Annotated in this window: 16 protein-coding genes; 9 read left to right on the forward strand and 7 right to left on the reverse strand. The window is 53.3% G+C overall.

Annotated elements, in window-relative coordinates; translation table 11 throughout:
* Positions 1 to 177: 177 nt before the first annotated feature.
* Positions 178 to 1,584 carry an aspartate ammonia-lyase gene (locus tag ACZ41M_RS10370; protein WP_464731244.1) on the reverse strand — a complete coding sequence of 469 codons (1,407 nt, stop codon included), beginning with the start codon at positions 1,582 to 1,584 and terminating at the stop codon, positions 178 to 180.
* Between the two features lie 27 nt (positions 1,585 to 1,611).
* Complete coding sequence (gene hemB, locus ACZ41M_RS10375; protein WP_464731243.1) at positions 1,612 to 2,622, reverse strand: porphobilinogen synthase; 1,011 nt, start codon at positions 2,620 to 2,622, stop codon at positions 1,612 to 1,614.
* A 220-nt stretch (positions 2,623 to 2,842) separates the two neighbouring features.
* Here hemB and ACZ41M_RS10380 point away from each other — a divergent pair, with 220 nt between their 5' ends.
* The 4 genes from ACZ41M_RS10380 to ACZ41M_RS10395 all read left to right on the forward strand — a co-directional run bounded on the left by ACZ41M_RS10380 (position 2,843) and on the right by ACZ41M_RS10395 (position 5,209).
* On the forward strand, positions 2,843 to 3,151 hold the full coding sequence (locus ACZ41M_RS10380; RefSeq protein ID WP_464731242.1) for a YkgJ family cysteine cluster protein: 309 nt from the start codon (positions 2,843 to 2,845) through the stop codon (positions 3,149 to 3,151).
* Positions 3,152 to 3,225: 74 nt separating this feature from the next.
* Complete coding sequence (locus ACZ41M_RS10385) at positions 3,226 to 3,633, forward strand: GFA family protein (protein ID WP_464731241.1); 408 nt, start codon at positions 3,226 to 3,228, stop codon at positions 3,631 to 3,633.
* A gap of 50 nt (positions 3,634 to 3,683) precedes the next feature.
* Positions 3,684 to 4,733: a hypothetical protein gene (locus tag ACZ41M_RS10390; RefSeq protein ID WP_464731240.1), complete on the forward strand. Its 1,050-nt coding sequence runs from the start codon at positions 3,684 to 3,686 to the stop codon at positions 4,731 to 4,733.
* A 47-nt stretch (positions 4,734 to 4,780) separates the two neighbouring features.
* The gene (locus tag ACZ41M_RS10395) at positions 4,781 to 5,209 is read left to right on the forward strand and encodes a DUF4019 domain-containing protein (RefSeq protein WP_464731239.1); all 429 of its coding nucleotides are present in this window, start codon (positions 4,781 to 4,783) and stop codon (positions 5,207 to 5,209) included.
* 52 nt (positions 5,210 to 5,261) lie between these two features.
* Here ACZ41M_RS10395 and ispE read toward each other — a convergent pair whose 3' ends face one another.
* The 3 genes from ispE to ACZ41M_RS10410 are packed head-to-tail and all read right to left on the reverse strand — an operon-like array spanning position 5,262 to position 7,915.
* A complete protein-coding gene (gene ispE / locus ACZ41M_RS10400; protein WP_464731238.1) occupies positions 5,262 to 6,155 on the reverse strand; it encodes a 4-(cytidine 5'-diphospho)-2-C-methyl-D-erythritol kinase in 894 nt (297 codons plus the stop codon).
* 18 nt (positions 6,156 to 6,173) lie between these two features.
* On the reverse strand, positions 6,174 to 6,872 hold the full coding sequence (locus ACZ41M_RS10405) for a lipoprotein insertase outer membrane protein LolB (RefSeq protein ID WP_464731237.1): 699 nt from the start codon (positions 6,870 to 6,872) through the stop codon (positions 6,174 to 6,176).
* A 23-nt stretch (positions 6,873 to 6,895) separates the two neighbouring features.
* Positions 6,896 to 7,915, reverse strand: coding sequence for a tetratricopeptide repeat protein (locus ACZ41M_RS10410; RefSeq protein WP_464731236.1), 1,020 nt, complete (start codon positions 7,913 to 7,915; stop codon positions 6,896 to 6,898).
* A gap of 102 nt (positions 7,916 to 8,017) precedes the next feature.
* Between ACZ41M_RS10410 and mutM the strand changes: the two genes are divergently transcribed.
* From mutM to ACZ41M_RS10430, 4 genes are all read left to right on the forward strand, one after another.
* On the forward strand, positions 8,018 to 8,875 hold the full coding sequence (gene mutM / locus ACZ41M_RS10415; protein WP_464731235.1) for a bifunctional DNA-formamidopyrimidine glycosylase/DNA-(apurinic or apyrimidinic site) lyase: 858 nt from the start codon (positions 8,018 to 8,020) through the stop codon (positions 8,873 to 8,875).
* Positions 8,872 to 9,942: an A/G-specific adenine glycosylase gene (gene mutY / locus ACZ41M_RS10420; protein WP_464731234.1), complete on the forward strand. Its 1,071-nt coding sequence runs from the start codon at positions 8,872 to 8,874 to the stop codon at positions 9,940 to 9,942. Before mutM ends, mutY begins: the two co-directional genes overlap by 4 nt.
* Positions 9,943 to 10,135: 193 nt before the next feature.
* On the forward strand, positions 10,136 to 10,936 hold the full coding sequence (locus ACZ41M_RS10425; protein WP_000846390.1) for an oxacillin-hydrolyzing class D beta-lactamase OXA-10: 801 nt from the start codon (positions 10,136 to 10,138) through the stop codon (positions 10,934 to 10,936).
* A gap of 122 nt (positions 10,937 to 11,058) precedes the next feature.
* The gene (locus tag ACZ41M_RS10430) at positions 11,059 to 11,436 is read left to right on the forward strand and encodes a hypothetical protein (protein WP_464731233.1); all 378 of its coding nucleotides are present in this window, start codon (positions 11,059 to 11,061) and stop codon (positions 11,434 to 11,436) included.
* Between the two features lie 193 nt (positions 11,437 to 11,629).
* Here the strand turns inward: ACZ41M_RS10430 and ACZ41M_RS10435 are convergent, their stop codons facing one another.
* Positions 11,630 to 12,193: an IMPACT family protein gene (locus ACZ41M_RS10435; RefSeq protein WP_464731232.1), complete on the reverse strand. Its 564-nt coding sequence runs from the start codon at positions 12,191 to 12,193 to the stop codon at positions 11,630 to 11,632.
* A gap of 9 nt (positions 12,194 to 12,202) precedes the next feature.
* Complete coding sequence (locus ACZ41M_RS10440; RefSeq protein WP_464731231.1) at positions 12,203 to 12,949, reverse strand: Nif3-like dinuclear metal center hexameric protein; 747 nt, start codon at positions 12,947 to 12,949, stop codon at positions 12,203 to 12,205.
* On the opposite strand from ACZ41M_RS10440, the gene ACZ41M_RS10445 reads away from it, so the two are divergent.
* Complete coding sequence (locus tag ACZ41M_RS10445; protein ID WP_464731230.1) at positions 12,948 to 14,072, forward strand: S1C family serine protease; 1,125 nt, start codon at positions 12,948 to 12,950, stop codon at positions 14,070 to 14,072. The two genes, ACZ41M_RS10440 and ACZ41M_RS10445, sit on opposite strands and share 2 nt — an antisense overlap.
* The last annotated feature ends 149 nt before the right edge of the window (positions 14,073 to 14,221 follow it).

The following is a 14,221-nucleotide window of genomic DNA, read 5'->3' on the forward strand; positions in this document are numbered from 1 at the left end:
TTTCGGTATGGCGGGCATTCAGACTTGTTCATCTCGGGCTAAAAACCCGACTCCCGCTGGCGCGGGAGTCGGGGAAGCTTGATGTCCTATTCCCGCTGATCCGAACACTGTGGGATTGGCGGGAATAAGGTGCGCTGTCGGCATTTTACCGTTTTTTGATGAGTTGTTTACCGTTCATCAATCTTTTTGAAAATTCGGGTGGATGAGATTTTCAAAGCAGAACAGTTCATCCCAGCGCTCTTGCGTGATCAGTTTTTGTTCCTGCACCACGATTTGGTGGATGGATTTGTTTTGCTGATAACCCTCGCGTGCGATTTCCGAGCATTTTTTGTAGCCCAAAATCGGGTTGAGCAAGGTCACGATGCCCAAGCTGGACAAGACCATGTCGCGCGTGCGGTTTGTGTTTGCGGTGATGCCGAGTACACATTTTTCGCGCAGAGCGATCATCGCATTGCCCATCGCTTTGATTGAGCTGAACAGTGCGTAGCCCAGTACCGGCTCCATCACGTTCAGTTGTAATTGACCCGCGGAGGCGGCGAGCGTGACGGTCACGTCGTTACCAATGACGTAGAAAGCCGCTTGGTTCACCACTTCTGGGATCACCGGATTGACCTTGCCCGGCATGATGGACGAGCCCGGTTGCAACTGCGGTAAGTTGATTTCGTTCAGACCAGTGCGTGGACCGCTGGCGAGCAGACGCAAATCGTTACAAATTTTGGATAATTTGACAGCGGTGCGTTTGATGGTCGCGGACAATTGTACATATGCGCCGGTATCCGAGGTCGCTTCGACCAAGTCAGGCGAGAGGTGCAAATCAATGCCAGTCAGCTCAGACAAATGACGCACGACCAATTGCGGATAGCCGGTCGGTGCGTTGACCGATGTGCCGATCGCGGTTGCGCCCATGTTTACTTCGGTGAGCAGGCGCGTAGAGGCGTCAATGCGGTCGATTTCTTCGAGTAGGTTGTTACCAAAGCCTTTAAATTCAGCGCCCATGCTCATGGGCACGGCGTCTTGCAAATGGGTGCGCCCCATTTTCAGCACGTCAGAGAATTCATCGCCTTTGCTGTGGAAGGCATCCACGAGGTTCAGCACGATTTGGCGGTAGTCTTTCATGCGGTGAATCAGTGCCACGCGGAATGCAGTTGGATAGGCGTCGTTGGTGGACTGAGAGCAGTTGATGTGGTCGTTCGGGCTGATGATGTGGTACGCGCCTTTCGGATGCCCCATGATTTCGAGCGCGACGTTCGCCAACACTTCGTTCACATTCATATTGGTCGATGTGCCCGCGCCACCCTGAATCATGTCTGTCGGGAATTGATCGATGTATTGTCCTTCGATCAAGCGGTCACACGCCTTTAAAATCGCCGGATAAATATCGCTCGGCAAAACGCCCAATTCGTGGTTCGCCATTGCCGCGGCTTTTTTCACATAGCCAAAAGCGGCGATGAGGTACGGCTCGTTCGAGACCGGTACGCCGGTGATGTGGAAGTTTTCAATACCGCGCAAGGTTTGCACGCCGTAATACTGCGTGTCGTCCAACTCGCGTTCGCCTAAAAAATCTGTTTCTTTCCGTGTGACCATGATTAACTCCTTTATATTATAAAAATATCAACGGAGCAGTTCAGCGGCCTCCAGCGCAAAATACGTCAAAATGCCATCTGCACCGGCGCGTTTGAACGCCACCAATGATTCCAACATACAACTATCCAAATCCAACCAGCCGTTTTGTGCCGCAGCGCACAGCATTGCGTACTCGCCGCTGACCTGATAAGCCAAGGTTGGCGCTTGAAACGTCTCCTTCACCGCGCGAATCACATCCAAATACGGCATGCCCGGCTTCACCATCACCATGTCGGCGCCCTCGGCCAAATCCATGCCGACTTCGTGCAAGGCCTCGTTCACATTCGCCGGGTCCATTTGATAGGTCTTTTTATCCGCCTTGCCCAAATTGCCGGCCGAGCCAACCGCGTCGCGGAACGGCCCATAGAAATGCGACGCATACTTTGCCGCATACGACATGATTTTGGTCAATTGAAAATCGTGCGCTTCCAATGCTCGGCGAATCTCGCCAATGCGCCCATCCATCATGTCTGATGGCGCGATCACATCCGCACCCGCCTGCGCATTGCACAAAGACTGCTGTACCAGTACTTCGGTGGTCGCATCGTTCAGCACATAACCCTGTTCATCAATCAAGCCATCCTGACCGTGCGAGGTATACGGATCCAGCGCGCCATCGGTGATGATGCCCAGCTCGGGAAAACGTGTTTTCAACTCGCGCACCACGCGCGGGATCAGCCCATCGGGATTGAACGCTTCGCGTCCATCCAAGGTCTTTTTGTGCGCTTCAATCACCGGAAACAGCGCCAGCGCTGGAATGCCCAAAGTCGCCGCACGCTCCGCCACGGGCAGCAACTCATCCAAAGATAAGCGAAACTGATTCGGCATACTCGGAATCGGCGCGCGCAGTTTTTCCCCTTCCGTCACAAACACCGGATAAATCAAATCATGCGCGCTGAGCGTGTTTTCACGCATCAAATGACGCGAAAAAGCATCGCGGCGCATACGGCGCAGACGGGTTTGAGGAAACGAACGATTGGGAAAATTAAATGAACTCATGGGCAAATAACAGTAAAAATAAGGGTGATTACAGAAAAACCGTAGCAGAAATCACCATCTAAATTGTACTCCCTATTTTGGTGCAATGGCAAAAAAAGCGTTGGGAGGAGTCCACGTTCAGCAAGATTGAATCAAGTGAGACAAAACAATGAATGGCGACGCACGTATTGTATAATTTTGCCCGCAAAAAACCCATGAAATTCATGTGACGAGTCAAAAAATGAGCAACCCATGCCAGAACTGCGGCGCGTGCTGCGCCTATTTTCGCGTGTCATTCTATTGGGGGCAAACCACCGCGCATCCGAACGGAACCGTTCCCGAAGCCTTGACCGAACCGCTCAACCACCACTACGTTGCCATGCGTGGCACGAACCAAGCCAATCGCCGCTGCATAGCGCTCAGAGGAGAGATCGGACAGACGGTTGGCTGCACGATTTATGAACAACGCGCCACAACCTGTCGCGAGTTTGAGGCGGGTGACGAGCGCTGCAATCAGGCGCGCAGACATTGGGGTTTGGAAGCCTTATGAACCTGGGCGGATGCGTTGTGTTTGCAAGGTGTCGGGGGTAGAATCACCCCACCACTTAAATGATAAGAGTTCAAATGAATCATCCTCAGTCTATTTCAGGTTGTTGTCACTGCGGTGCTGTTTCATGGACGCATCAAGGCATCCCCGAGTCCGCCACTGCGTGTAATTGCACAGTCTGTCGCCGTTACGGCGTGCTTTGGGCGTATGGTTACGAAGGTGAAAACATCGTCGTGTCGGGGCCGAGCAAAGCGTATGTGTGCGGTGATCAAACTATCGGATTTCATTTTTGCCCCGATTGTGGCGGTGTTTCATTTTGGCGATCCATAGAAGCAGGGCAGGATGGGCGACGACGCATTGCCGTTAATTTACGGCAAACCGAGCCGGAGTGGGTCGCGCACATACCGATCGACCATTTTGACGGGTTGGATTCGTTTGAGGATTTGCCGCGCGATGGGCGCTGTGTCGCGGATTATTGGTTTTAATCGAGGGTGTTTGGGATGGTCTTTTTACAAAGCCCTTTTTAGGAGCGGGTATGCGCATTTATTTGCGTCAAATTCTATGGGTTTTCAGCGTGCTGATGGCTCTGACGCACACGTCGATGGCTTTTGCCGATGAAGCGGGGAGGTTTAAAAAGGCGCAACAGCCGGATATTTCCGGCGTTTATCACAGCCAATCCCATTCGCCGGAAGGCTCGCCCAAACTGGTTGTTTTTAACGACGGTTTTTATGCCATTCCATACTTTGGTGGGATTCAAATCGGTACTTGGCAGATCGACAATGCCACGGTCAGGTTTCAGCCCGATTATGTCAAGGAGCGATTCGCGGTGTATGGTCGGTATGATCCGAAGCTGCGCGGCTCGACGCGGGTCTTTTTCTCGGGGTTTGAGCAAGCCGAAACCTACATCGGCTTGGTTACTGCAGGGCAGAGTAAGCCAAGCTTGTCCCGCGTGTTTAATGCGGATGCCAATTGCACGTCGTGGCCTTTTGTCTCTATGTTTCCCAACACATCCGCACAAACGATGATTGTACAGACGCACTCCAATTGGGATCACGAAGACCAAACGCCGCATACATTTGAATTTGCCATCGATCAAAATCTCAACGACTTTATCGTGCAGCACTATCCTGTTGATCGCGAGAACCAGCCTTTCGAGGCGAAAATACAGGGCGGAACGTTGTTGTTTGATCGGGGTGGTTTTTTATCGCAGGCTGATAAAGAGGCGCTCGATAAACTATCCGATGAGGATCAGCAGTTTTTACGCGCCTTAAAAGCGCGGGTTGGTATAGGCTTACCGAATAAGTTATGGTTCAATTCCAAGTATGCTGAATTTGTCGATGACAAAGAGCCGATGCTTTACGGTGAAGCGGAGCGTATTGATTTGACTCAGTACGATCATGACACAGAAATGAATGCCTACGTTTTAAAATCAGCGGCACGCGCGTCTTTACCGAGCTCGTCGAGTGATGATTTTCGCGACGCAGGGACGATTTATGAGTACACACGAATCACGCAAGAGCGCCCAGTTGACTCCGTGTACAAGCTACAGCAGGAGAGGTCGCTGTTTCATTTTGAATGCGATTGATGGTGGTTTGAGGCTTGTGTTTTCTGAATGCTTTTTTCCGAGGTTTTATGCGTCATTTACTGTTTTTAACCACTTTTTCTTTACTGACTCACACGTCGATGGCTTTTGCCGATGAAGCGGCGGAATTTCAAAAGGCGCAAAATGCCGCGCATACATGGCTGCTTGGTGTGGATCAGGGTGATTATCCGAAGTCTTGGCTAGAGGCGGCGCAGCCGTTTAAAAAAGCCGTGACATCCGCACAATGGCAAACCGCCCTGACCGAAGCACGCGCGCCACTGGGCGCCGTCATTTCACGTCAGCCCGTGTTGGTGCAATACAAACCCCCTGTGCCCAATGCGCCGACGGATGAATATGTGATGATTCAATACCAAACCCGCTTTGCCAATCGCGTGACTGCGATTGAAACGGTGACGCCAATACGTGAGACGGATGGTCTTTGGCGGGTCAGTGGGTATTTTGTTCAACCATCTGAATAATATTGTTGAATGGGCGGCGATGATTGGGGCGCTTTACTGCGCCCCGTTTGCTTTAACCCAAGGTTTTGCACCAGCGGCTGAGCCAATGACTCGGGCAGTCGGTGGTTTGCCACTGCGCCAAAGCAGCGCGCTCGTCCGCTGTGTTCGGGCAGGCGAATACCGTGGCGCCGGAGCCGCTCATGCACACATAGGCCTGTGGTGCGACGGCCTGTAGAGTTTTGTAGACCGCTTCGATTTCGGGTGCGATGATGAATGCAGCCGACTGCATGTCGTTGGAAAACGGTGCGTGTGCGTCCAGTCGCTGCAATTGCCGTTCTAAATCGTGAATCCCTGTTTCCAGCGGCGCATGGTCGCGCACCAGCAGCGGGTGCTGGTACACCAAGCGCGTATCGGCATGAACATTGGGTTTGACCAACAGCAATTCGCGTGGCGCTAACGCCATCGGGGTCAGTTCTTCGCCCACGCCGCGCGCGAATGCAGCCGAATGCGGGCTGATGAAAAACGGTACGTCTGCGCCCAGTGTCAGACAGATGCCTTGTAAGGTGGCATTGTCCAAATGGGCCTGCCACAAATCATTGAGCGCGATCAAGGTGGTCGCAGCATCGCTGCTGCCGCCGCCCAAACCCGCGCCCATCGGGATATTTTTTTTCAGCTCAATGTCGGCACCCAGTTGCGCCACGCGTTCGGCCTGCTCGCTGTTTGGCGCGCGCTGCTGCAAATGGGCTTTCAATGCCAATGCGGCGCGGTAAATCAAGTTATCGCTCACACTGATACTGGCGCTGTCCGACAGGTAAATTCGCCCGTCACGATTCGGTGTGATGTGAATTTCGTCGCACCAGTCGATGCGCTGAAAAACGGTTTCCAAACTGTGGTAGCCGTCCGCACGACGTCCGGTGATGTGCAGGAACCAGTTGATTTTCGCGGGGCTTTGGTAGGTGTGGCGCATAGGAAAAGGGCTGGTTAATTACGGCTTTTTGATGGGTTTTTTCACAGCGGGCTGAGCCGGTGTAATGGTTTTTTCTTGTGCGCCGGGTGGCAGGAGTTTGTCCAAATCAACCTCTTCCTCGATTGGTGCGCTGTCGGTGTCTTTGATGTCCGAGCGGTTGTCGATGCCCAAGGTCAGGGTCATCGGCTCGGGCTGGTTGCGCGATACCTCGATGCGTTTGGCCAGATTGGGGTTGGCAAAGGTGTCGGTCACGACGACATGCCAGCCGTTTTCATCGCGCACTTTGACCAAAGGACGATTCGGCGTGCCGATCCAGTCGCGCAAATTGGCAATCGGCATATCCATGCCAAACAGGCGGTAAAACAGTTCATCTGCGGAGTCCTCGGTTACCACGCTGCCGTCGGAGCCTTTGTAGGTCGCCTGCGTCGGGGTCAAATGCACCAGCGCAATCGCATTGCCAAACGGTGTGGACAGGGTGATGTCGGTCGCGCTGGGGTATTCGTCCCAGCGGATTTTGCCCGAGGAGCCTTTTTCCGGTGAGCGCGGCATGTCAACGGCCATGCGGCCTTCCATATTGAAATAGGGTTTTTCAGTGCGCTCAACGGGTTTGAGCGTGCTGCACGCGGTCAATGTGGTCAATGCGATCACACTCAGCCCGACGCACAGGCGGCGTAGGTAGCGTAGATGATGTGAAAGGATGTGTCGGTTTGAGGTCATAGGATTCATGATGTGTTGGTGGGCTATGGTGCGGTGGCATCCACACCCAGACGTCGCGTGGTTTCATTGAATTGTTTGATCAGCATGGTGTCGTTTGCGTCGATTTCGGTTTTGAGTTGAGTAAACAGGGTTCGCGCTTCGTCACGCTCGCCCGACCCGTTGGACACCCAAAGAATTTCTGCCAGATGCAGTCGCACATCCGGGCTGGGCTGCGCGGCTACGGCGGCACGGCTTAATTGAACCGCTTGCGTGAGTTTGCCTTGGCGATACGCCAGCCATGCGGCAGAGTCAATGATGTGTGGCGCGGTCGGTGATATTTTCAACGCGCGTTTGATCAATTTTTCCGCCTCGTTCAGACGAATATTGTGGTCAGCCAAGTAGTAACCGAGGTTGTTCATCGCTTCGGCATCGTTTGGCGTGAGCGCGTACAGCTGCTCAAAGGCATGCAATTGATCGTCGGTATAGCCCAGTTTTCCGGCCAAATCGCCCAACAGAGTCAGGCCGACTTCGTGCTTGGGATGCTTTTTGAGAAAGGCTTGGGTGTCTTGGTAGGCCGATTGCAGTTGACCGGCTTCGCTTTTCTTCAAAATATTGGCCAAGGCCATTTGTTCGATCAACGAGTCGCCCAGCGTGGCGCTCGGCGCGAGGCTTTTGAGCAACTGCGCGGCGATCAATGCCGACGCGGGGTCGTCTGCCAATGCCGCCACCACATACGCACGCTCGGCGTAGCGCGGATCACGGGTTTTTTGTGCGAGGCGCAGATAGCCTTGGTAGGCCGTTCTCAGCTCGCCACGCGTGAGCGCCATATCGCTGAGAATTTGATAGGCGGTGATTTCGTAGGTGAGCTTTTGTTTGGGTAAAACGTATTCGGTTTTGCTCTCTTGCGACTCGATTTTGTCCGGCAAAACGTCACGGGTTTGCGCCAGTGCGTGCGTCGAAAAAGCGCTCGCCGCCAAACCGAGCATACCCGCTGCAATGGCTGATACAATACGGCGCATGGCAAAGGGTGAGCGGCTGACGGTGGAATGCGAAGTGTGTTTCATTGGGCTGCGATCTGTGTCGAAAATAAAAGGCATTGTAACCAATTTTATGCTGCAAGTTCTGTTTCTAACCCGATCATCGTATCGTTCAATGGTGTATTAAATATGCCCGAATTACCCGAAGTGGAAGTCACCCGCATGGGCGTGGCGCCACACATCGAAGGACAAACCGTCTCGCGCATGGTGGTGCGCCAAAGCGCGCTGCGCTGGCCGATCGACGCGCAGCTGCCCAAGTGGCTGAAAAACGCCCGCATCGAGCGCACCGAGCGGCGCAGTAAATATCTGGCGATCCACATCAGCTGCGCGGACGGACGCTGTGGCACGCTGCTGATTCACCTCGGCATGTCCGGCAGTCTGCGCATCGTGGCGAAAAACACTCCGCCACAGAAACACGATCACGTCGATTGGGAGCTTGGGGAGCAGATTCTGCGCTTTCACGACCCGCGTCGTTTCGGCTCGGTGTTGTGGCACGACGCAGCCGATGGCGACTGGCGTACGCATCCACGTTTGCAGAGTTTGGGCATGGAACCGTTTGATCCGGCCTTTGATGGCGAACACATCTATCGCGCCACCCGCAGCCTCACTCAGGACATTAAAGTCGCGCTGATGAGCGGTAAATGGGTGGTCGGCGTGGGCAATATTTACGCCAGCGAAGTACTGTTTTTGTGCGGCATCCATCCACAAACCCCCGCCAATCAACTCACCCGCACGCAGTGCGACGCACTCGCCGAGCACATTCCGCTGCTATTGGCGCGAGCCATCGCGCAGGGCGGCAGCACGCTCAAAGACTTTGTGAATAGCGACGGAACCAGCGGCTATTTTCAAATGGATTTCAAAATCTATGACCGCTTCGATCAGCCCTGCGTGCGCTGCAAGACACCGGTTGAGCGCATCGTACAGGCGCAGCGCGCCACCTACTTTTGCCCGAAATGCCAAAAACCCAAACGCGGACGCAAATCATGAGTAAAAACGACTCATTGGCGCAGCGACTGGTCGCGTGGCAGTTGCAACACGGAAGGCACGACCTGCCGTGGCAAAACACGCACGATGCCTACCGCATTTGGCTGTCCGAAATCATGCTGCAGCAAACCCAAGTCGTCACCGTGATTGACTACTACGCGCGGTTTTTGGACAAATTCCCAACCGTGCAGGATTTAGCGCGCGCCTCGCAGGACGAAGTGCTCGCGCTGTGGGCGGGATTGGGCTACTACAGCCGCGCGCGCAACTTGCACGCCTGCGCGCAGCGTGTGGTGGACGAGTTCGGTGGCGAGTTTCCGCGCACCCCCGAGCAGTTGCAAACCCTACCCGGCATTGGCGTATCGACCGCAGCGGCGATTGCCGTATTCGCCTATGCCTACCCCGCGCCGATACTCGATGGTAACGTCAAACGAATTTTGAGCCGCGTGTATGGCATACGCGCCGCGCCCAGTGCGGCGACGGATAAAATCCTGTGGGCAAACGCGCATGAAACCCTGTTCACACCACAAGATGCCCAACGCCTCAAAATCCCGTTTGAACGCGGAATACGCGCCTACACGCAAGGCGTGATGGACTTGGGTGCGACCCTCTGTACACGCACCCTGCCGAATTGCCAAGCCTGCCCGTGGTCAACGCAGTGCGTCGCCCTCGCAGAAAACGCCACCGAGCAAATCCCCGCACCCAAAGTCGCCACGGCGGTTAAAGAACTGCATTTTGACTGGTACATCTACCGCTGTGGACAAGGCGTGTGGCTGGAGCAACAACCCGAACGCGGCATTTGGGCCAAACTCTGGACCTTCCCCACGCAAGCGCGATTGGAACACGCCGCCGCACAAAAACTCACCCCACTCAAACACCGCCTGACCCATCGACAGCTACACATCCAGCCGTATTTGATCGAGCTGAACGACACGCAAGCGCAACACATCAGCAACACCGCATCGGGACGTTGGCTGGATTTGAACGAACCAAAATTCAGCCTCGCGCTGCCCAAGCCAGCGGAGCAATTGTTGCGAAGGTTGAGTGAGCGGGATTTATTGGAAAACGGGTAAAAAGAGACTACAATGGAGCGAAATAGGGTTTGATGTTTTATGTGATTGATTAGGTCGCATAACATCCATGTGTGAAAAATTTTATTTGATAAACAATAGGTTGGAGGAGGTTAAAGAATGTTATTGATCAATATGAAAGAATCTTATGCGTCGGTGTTGACGTATAAGTATAGTTAGCCACCAAGAAGGTGCCATGAAAACATTTGCCGCATATGTAATTATCGCGTGTCTTTCGAGTACGGCATTAGCTGGTTCAATTACAGAAAATACGTCTTGGAACAAAGAGTTCTCTGCCGAAGCCGTCAATGGTGTCTTCGTGCTTTGTAAAAGTAGCAGTAAATCCTGCGCTACCAATGACTTAGCTCGTGCATCAAAGGAATATCTTCCAGCATCAACATTTAAGATCCCCAACGCAATTATCGGCCTAGAAACTGGTGTCATAAAGAATGAGCATCAGGTTTTCAAATGGGACGGAAAGCCAAGAGCCATGAAGCAATGGGAAAGAGACTTGACCTTAAGAGGGGCAATACAAGTTTCAGCTGTTCCCGTATTTCAACAAATCGCCAGAGAAGTTGGCGAAGTAAGAATGCAGAAATACCTTAAAAAATTTTCCTATGGCAACCAGAATATCAGTGGTGGCATTGACAAATTCTGGTTGGAAGGCCAGCTTAGAATTTCCGCAGTTAATCAAGTGGAGTTTCTAGAGTCTCTATATTTAAATAAATTGTCAGCATCTAAAGAAAACCAGCTAATAGTAAAAGAGGCTTTGGTAACGGAGGCGGCACCTGAATATCTAGTGCATTCAAAAACTGGTTTTTCTGGTGTGGGAACTGAGTCAAATCCTGGTGTCGCATGGTGGGTTGGGTGGGTTGAGAAGGAGACAGAGGTTTACTTTTTCGCCTTTAACATGGATATAGACAACGAAAGTAAGTTGCCGCTAAGAAAATCCATTCCCACCAAAATCATGGAAAGTGAGGGCATCATTGGTGGCTAACAAGTCGCTCAAGGTCGCTCCCTGCGGTCGCTGGACAGTCCCAGTCGGCGCATGCTTCGCATTTTATGCGCCGCCTGTGCCTGCCCCTTAGCTCCAACGTTAGCCGTCACTCAGAAATCACTATGAAGCATTCCTTTCTCATCTTTGTAGTCGCCACCTTATGTTGGCAATCCGCAATGGCACTCCCATCAGAAAAGTCCATTGCCAATTACCCGTTCGTAGCCTCATCTGAGCGCTCTGCTCAAATTCGTAATGGCTATCTTCAGGTTATTCCCGGCATGTCCTCTAAAGAGGTCGCAGCCATTCTTGGAGAGCCAGATGAAGTTCGTCCCCTCTATGAACCAATCATAAAGCAGCGAAAAGTTATCGGTTACACCCAGTGGTATGTTCTAAAGCGTCGTGTTGCCTCAGGAGGCGTCAATGAAATGCAAGAATCATTAGTCCGAGTTAGCTTTGGCCTCAATCATCGCGTTACCAAAGTAGATGCGTGGGGCCTATGAGGGCGCGCCGGCTGACAGACCGCTTAACTCCAACGTTAGGCAACAATATGAGCATGACGACACTAGCAATTAGGGTGGGCAAATTTTAATTTGCCCACCTTCTTGTTTGTATCGGCTGTTTTTGGTGTGTAAATCGAAAATGATTTGCACACCCTACAAGCTGCTGCTGAATCAATGGGCGAAACGCTAATAATTAAACAGCGTATTTATCGCGCAACGCATCCCACGCACTGACCGGCACGCGCACCCACGCGTGTACCACATCGGCAAATTCGGCATGAATCAATTCACCGCCGAGCTGCGCTAAATCCCGCTTGAATCCGTCGATTTGTTTGTAGTTGAGTGTGAGTTGGTATTCGGCTTGCTCGATGAATTCGCCGATTGAGGCGTTATCCAGTGCCATTTTCGCCGTACCCGCGTAGGCGCGCACCAGTCCGCCCGTGCCCAGATTGATACCACCGTAGTAGCGAATCACGCCAACGCAGATATTGATGAGTTCGCGTCCTTCGAGATGCGGGATGATGGGTTTGCCTGCGGTGCCGGAAGGTTCGCCGTCGTCGGAAAAGCGTAGGATGATGCCGTCGGGCGTTTGGATGCGATAGGCATAGGCGAGGTGGCTGGCGTTGGGGTAGTCGCTAGCGAGTTGGCGTAGCATGGCCGCGACGGACTGTTCACTGTCGGCGTAGGTGGCGCGGGCGATGAAGCGTGATTTTTGGATGGTTTGTTCGGCGAAACCACTGCTGAGGATTTGCTGCATAGATGTTGATTAAACCGGATTGTCTTCGTCGATGAAGCGGTATTCCAGCCCAAACTGCGCCGATAGGTGTTTGCCCAGCGCTTGTATGCCGTAACGTTCGGTGGCGTGGTGGCCGCAGGCGAGGTAGTTGATGCCCAGTTCGCGCGCTTCGTGGTAGGTACGCTCGGAGATTTCGCCGGAGATGTAGGTGTTTGCGCCGAGAAGTGCGGCCTCGTGGATGTAGTCTTGCGCACCGCCGGTGCACCATGCGACACGTCCGAGGTGGGCGTGTGTGTCGCCAATCAATAGTGGTTTGCGTCCGAGTGCGGTCTCGGTCATTTGGCAAAAATGCGCCAGCGTTGGGTTGTCATCGTGCGTGCCGTACCAGACCAGCGGTTCGGTCGGTGATTGCCCACTGACGCTCAAGCCGAGCTTGTGCGCGAGTTGGGCGTTATTACCCAGTGTTGGGTGCGCGTCCAGCGGCAAATGGTAGGCGATGAGGTTGATGTTGGCTTCGATCAGGCGACGCACGCGTTGGTATTTCATGCCGACGATGCTGGCATCTTCGCCGCGCCAAAAATAACCGTGGTGTACAAGCAACGCATCGGCGCCCCAATCGGCGGCGGCATCGATCACGGCCTGACTTGCTGTGACAGCGCAGGCAATTTTCGTTATACTGTCCCTGCCTTGGACTTGCAGTCCATTCGGGGCATAATCTTTGAACTGTGAGGGATTCAGCAACAGTTCGATTTCACTGAGTAATTGGGTACGGTTCATGTTCAAAAAAGTTTGGTTAGGGTTAACACAAATCGTGACGGTATTGGTCTTGCTGGCGTTCATCGTCATCACGCTCAAACCGCAGTGGTTGCCGAACTTGTCTACGTTGGGGCGGGACAGTGTCTCGGTCAAGCGAGCGGATCCGAATGCGAATCTGACCTTCAAGCAAGCGCCAGCCAATCTGGCCGGCCTATCCTACCATGAAGCGGTGGCCAAAGCCATTCCTTCCGTCGTGCGCATCTACACCACCAATAGCGCGACCGCGGGCATTGAAAAGGGCAGCGGCTCGGGCGTGATTATCGACAAGCAAGGTTACATCGTCACCAACCAGCACGTGATTTCCGGCGCGTCGCAGATTCAAGTGGTGCTGGATGACAACCGCGATGCAGCGGCAAAGCTGGTCGGCGTTGATCCGGACAATGATTTGGCCGTGTTAAAAATCGATTTGCCTGATCTCACATCCATCACCATGGGGCGCGAAGATGAGTTGCGCGTAGGCGACGTGGTTTTGGCCATTGGCAATCCGTTCGACGTCGGGCAAAGCGTCTCCATGGGTATCGTCTCGGCGCTGCACCGCACGAAAATGGGTGTGAATACCTTTGAAAACTTCATTCAGACCGACGCGGCGATCAACGAGGGTAACTCGGGCGGCGCGTTGATCGACTCCAATGGCAATCTGGTTGGCATTAATAATTTCATCGTCAATTCCGGTACGGGCAACAACACCGGTAATGCAGGTGTTGGCTTCGCGATTCCGGTCTCAACCCTGCAACAAGTGGCCGAAGAACTCATCAAAACCGGTAAAGTCTCGCGCGGCTACATCGGTGCAAGCAGTCAAAACATCACTCCGCAAATGGCCAAAGCATTCAATCTGCCCAACGCCAACGGTGTGATCATCGCCAGTGTCGCGACCAACGGGCCGGCGGCGCAAGCGGGCGTGCAAGTGGGTGATATTTTGACCAAGATCAATGATACGGAAATCATTGATGTCAACAGCATGGTCAATGTCGTGGCGCAGCTCAAACCGGGTGAAGCGGTGAAATTGGGCATTCAGCGCAACGGCCAAGGTCTGGAATTGAAAACCACGGCCGGAGAGCGACCCGCGGTGGCAACGGCGCCGTGAGATTGAAGTGAATCTATATAGAAACAAAAAGCCGACTGATTTATCAGTCGGCTCAGATTTCTGACAAACCCTCTGTCTCGCAATTTGTCGCAAAATCTAAGAAAAATGCCGTCATTCCCGCGAAAGCGGGTATCCAGAATTCAATAAAA

This window comes from Puribacter membranae (assembly GCF_055380425.1).

Coding starts and splice junctions, on each gene's coding strand:
- ACZ41M_RS10410 (WP_464731236.1), bottom strand. CDS start 7,915: ATGAAACACACTTCGCATTCCACCGTCAGCCGCTCACCCTTTGCCATG.
- ACZ41M_RS10435 (WP_464731232.1), bottom strand. CDS start 12,193: ATGCAGCAAATCCTCAGCAGTGGTTTCGCCGAACAAACCATCCAAAAA.
- ACZ41M_RS10405 (WP_464731237.1), bottom strand. CDS start 6,872: ATGACCTCAAACCGACACATCCTTTCACATCATCTACGCTACCTACGC.
- mutM (WP_464731235.1), top strand. CDS start 8,018: ATGCCCGAATTACCCGAAGTGGAAGTCACCCGCATGGGCGTGGCGCCA.
- ACZ41M_RS10385 (WP_464731241.1), top strand. CDS start 3,226: ATGAATCATCCTCAGTCTATTTCAGGTTGTTGTCACTGCGGTGCTGTT.
- ispE (WP_464731238.1), bottom strand. CDS start 6,155: ATGCGCCACACCTACCAAAGCCCCGCGAAAATCAACTGGTTCCTGCAC.
- ACZ41M_RS10445 (WP_464731230.1), top strand. CDS start 12,948: ATGTTCAAAAAAGTTTGGTTAGGGTTAACACAAATCGTGACGGTATTG.
- ACZ41M_RS10390 (WP_464731240.1), top strand. CDS start 3,684: ATGCGCATTTATTTGCGTCAAATTCTATGGGTTTTCAGCGTGCTGATG.
- ACZ41M_RS10440 (WP_464731231.1), bottom strand. CDS start 12,949: ATGAACCGTACCCAATTACTCAGTGAAATCGAACTGTTGCTGAATCCC.
- ACZ41M_RS10395 (WP_464731239.1), top strand. CDS start 4,781: ATGCGTCATTTACTGTTTTTAACCACTTTTTCTTTACTGACTCACACG.
- ACZ41M_RS10425 (WP_000846390.1), top strand. CDS start 10,136: ATGAAAACATTTGCCGCATATGTAATTATCGCGTGTCTTTCGAGTACG.
- hemB (WP_464731243.1), bottom strand. CDS start 2,622: ATGAGTTCATTTAATTTTCCCAATCGTTCGTTTCCTCAAACCCGTCTG.
- ACZ41M_RS10370 (WP_464731244.1), bottom strand. CDS start 1,584: ATGGTCACACGGAAAGAAACAGATTTTTTAGGCGAACGCGAGTTGGAC.
- ACZ41M_RS10430 (WP_464731233.1), top strand. CDS start 11,059: ATGAAGCATTCCTTTCTCATCTTTGTAGTCGCCACCTTATGTTGGCAA.
- ACZ41M_RS10380 (WP_464731242.1), top strand. CDS start 2,843: ATGAGCAACCCATGCCAGAACTGCGGCGCGTGCTGCGCCTATTTTCGC.
- mutY (WP_464731234.1), top strand. CDS start 8,872: ATGAGTAAAAACGACTCATTGGCGCAGCGACTGGTCGCGTGGCAGTTG.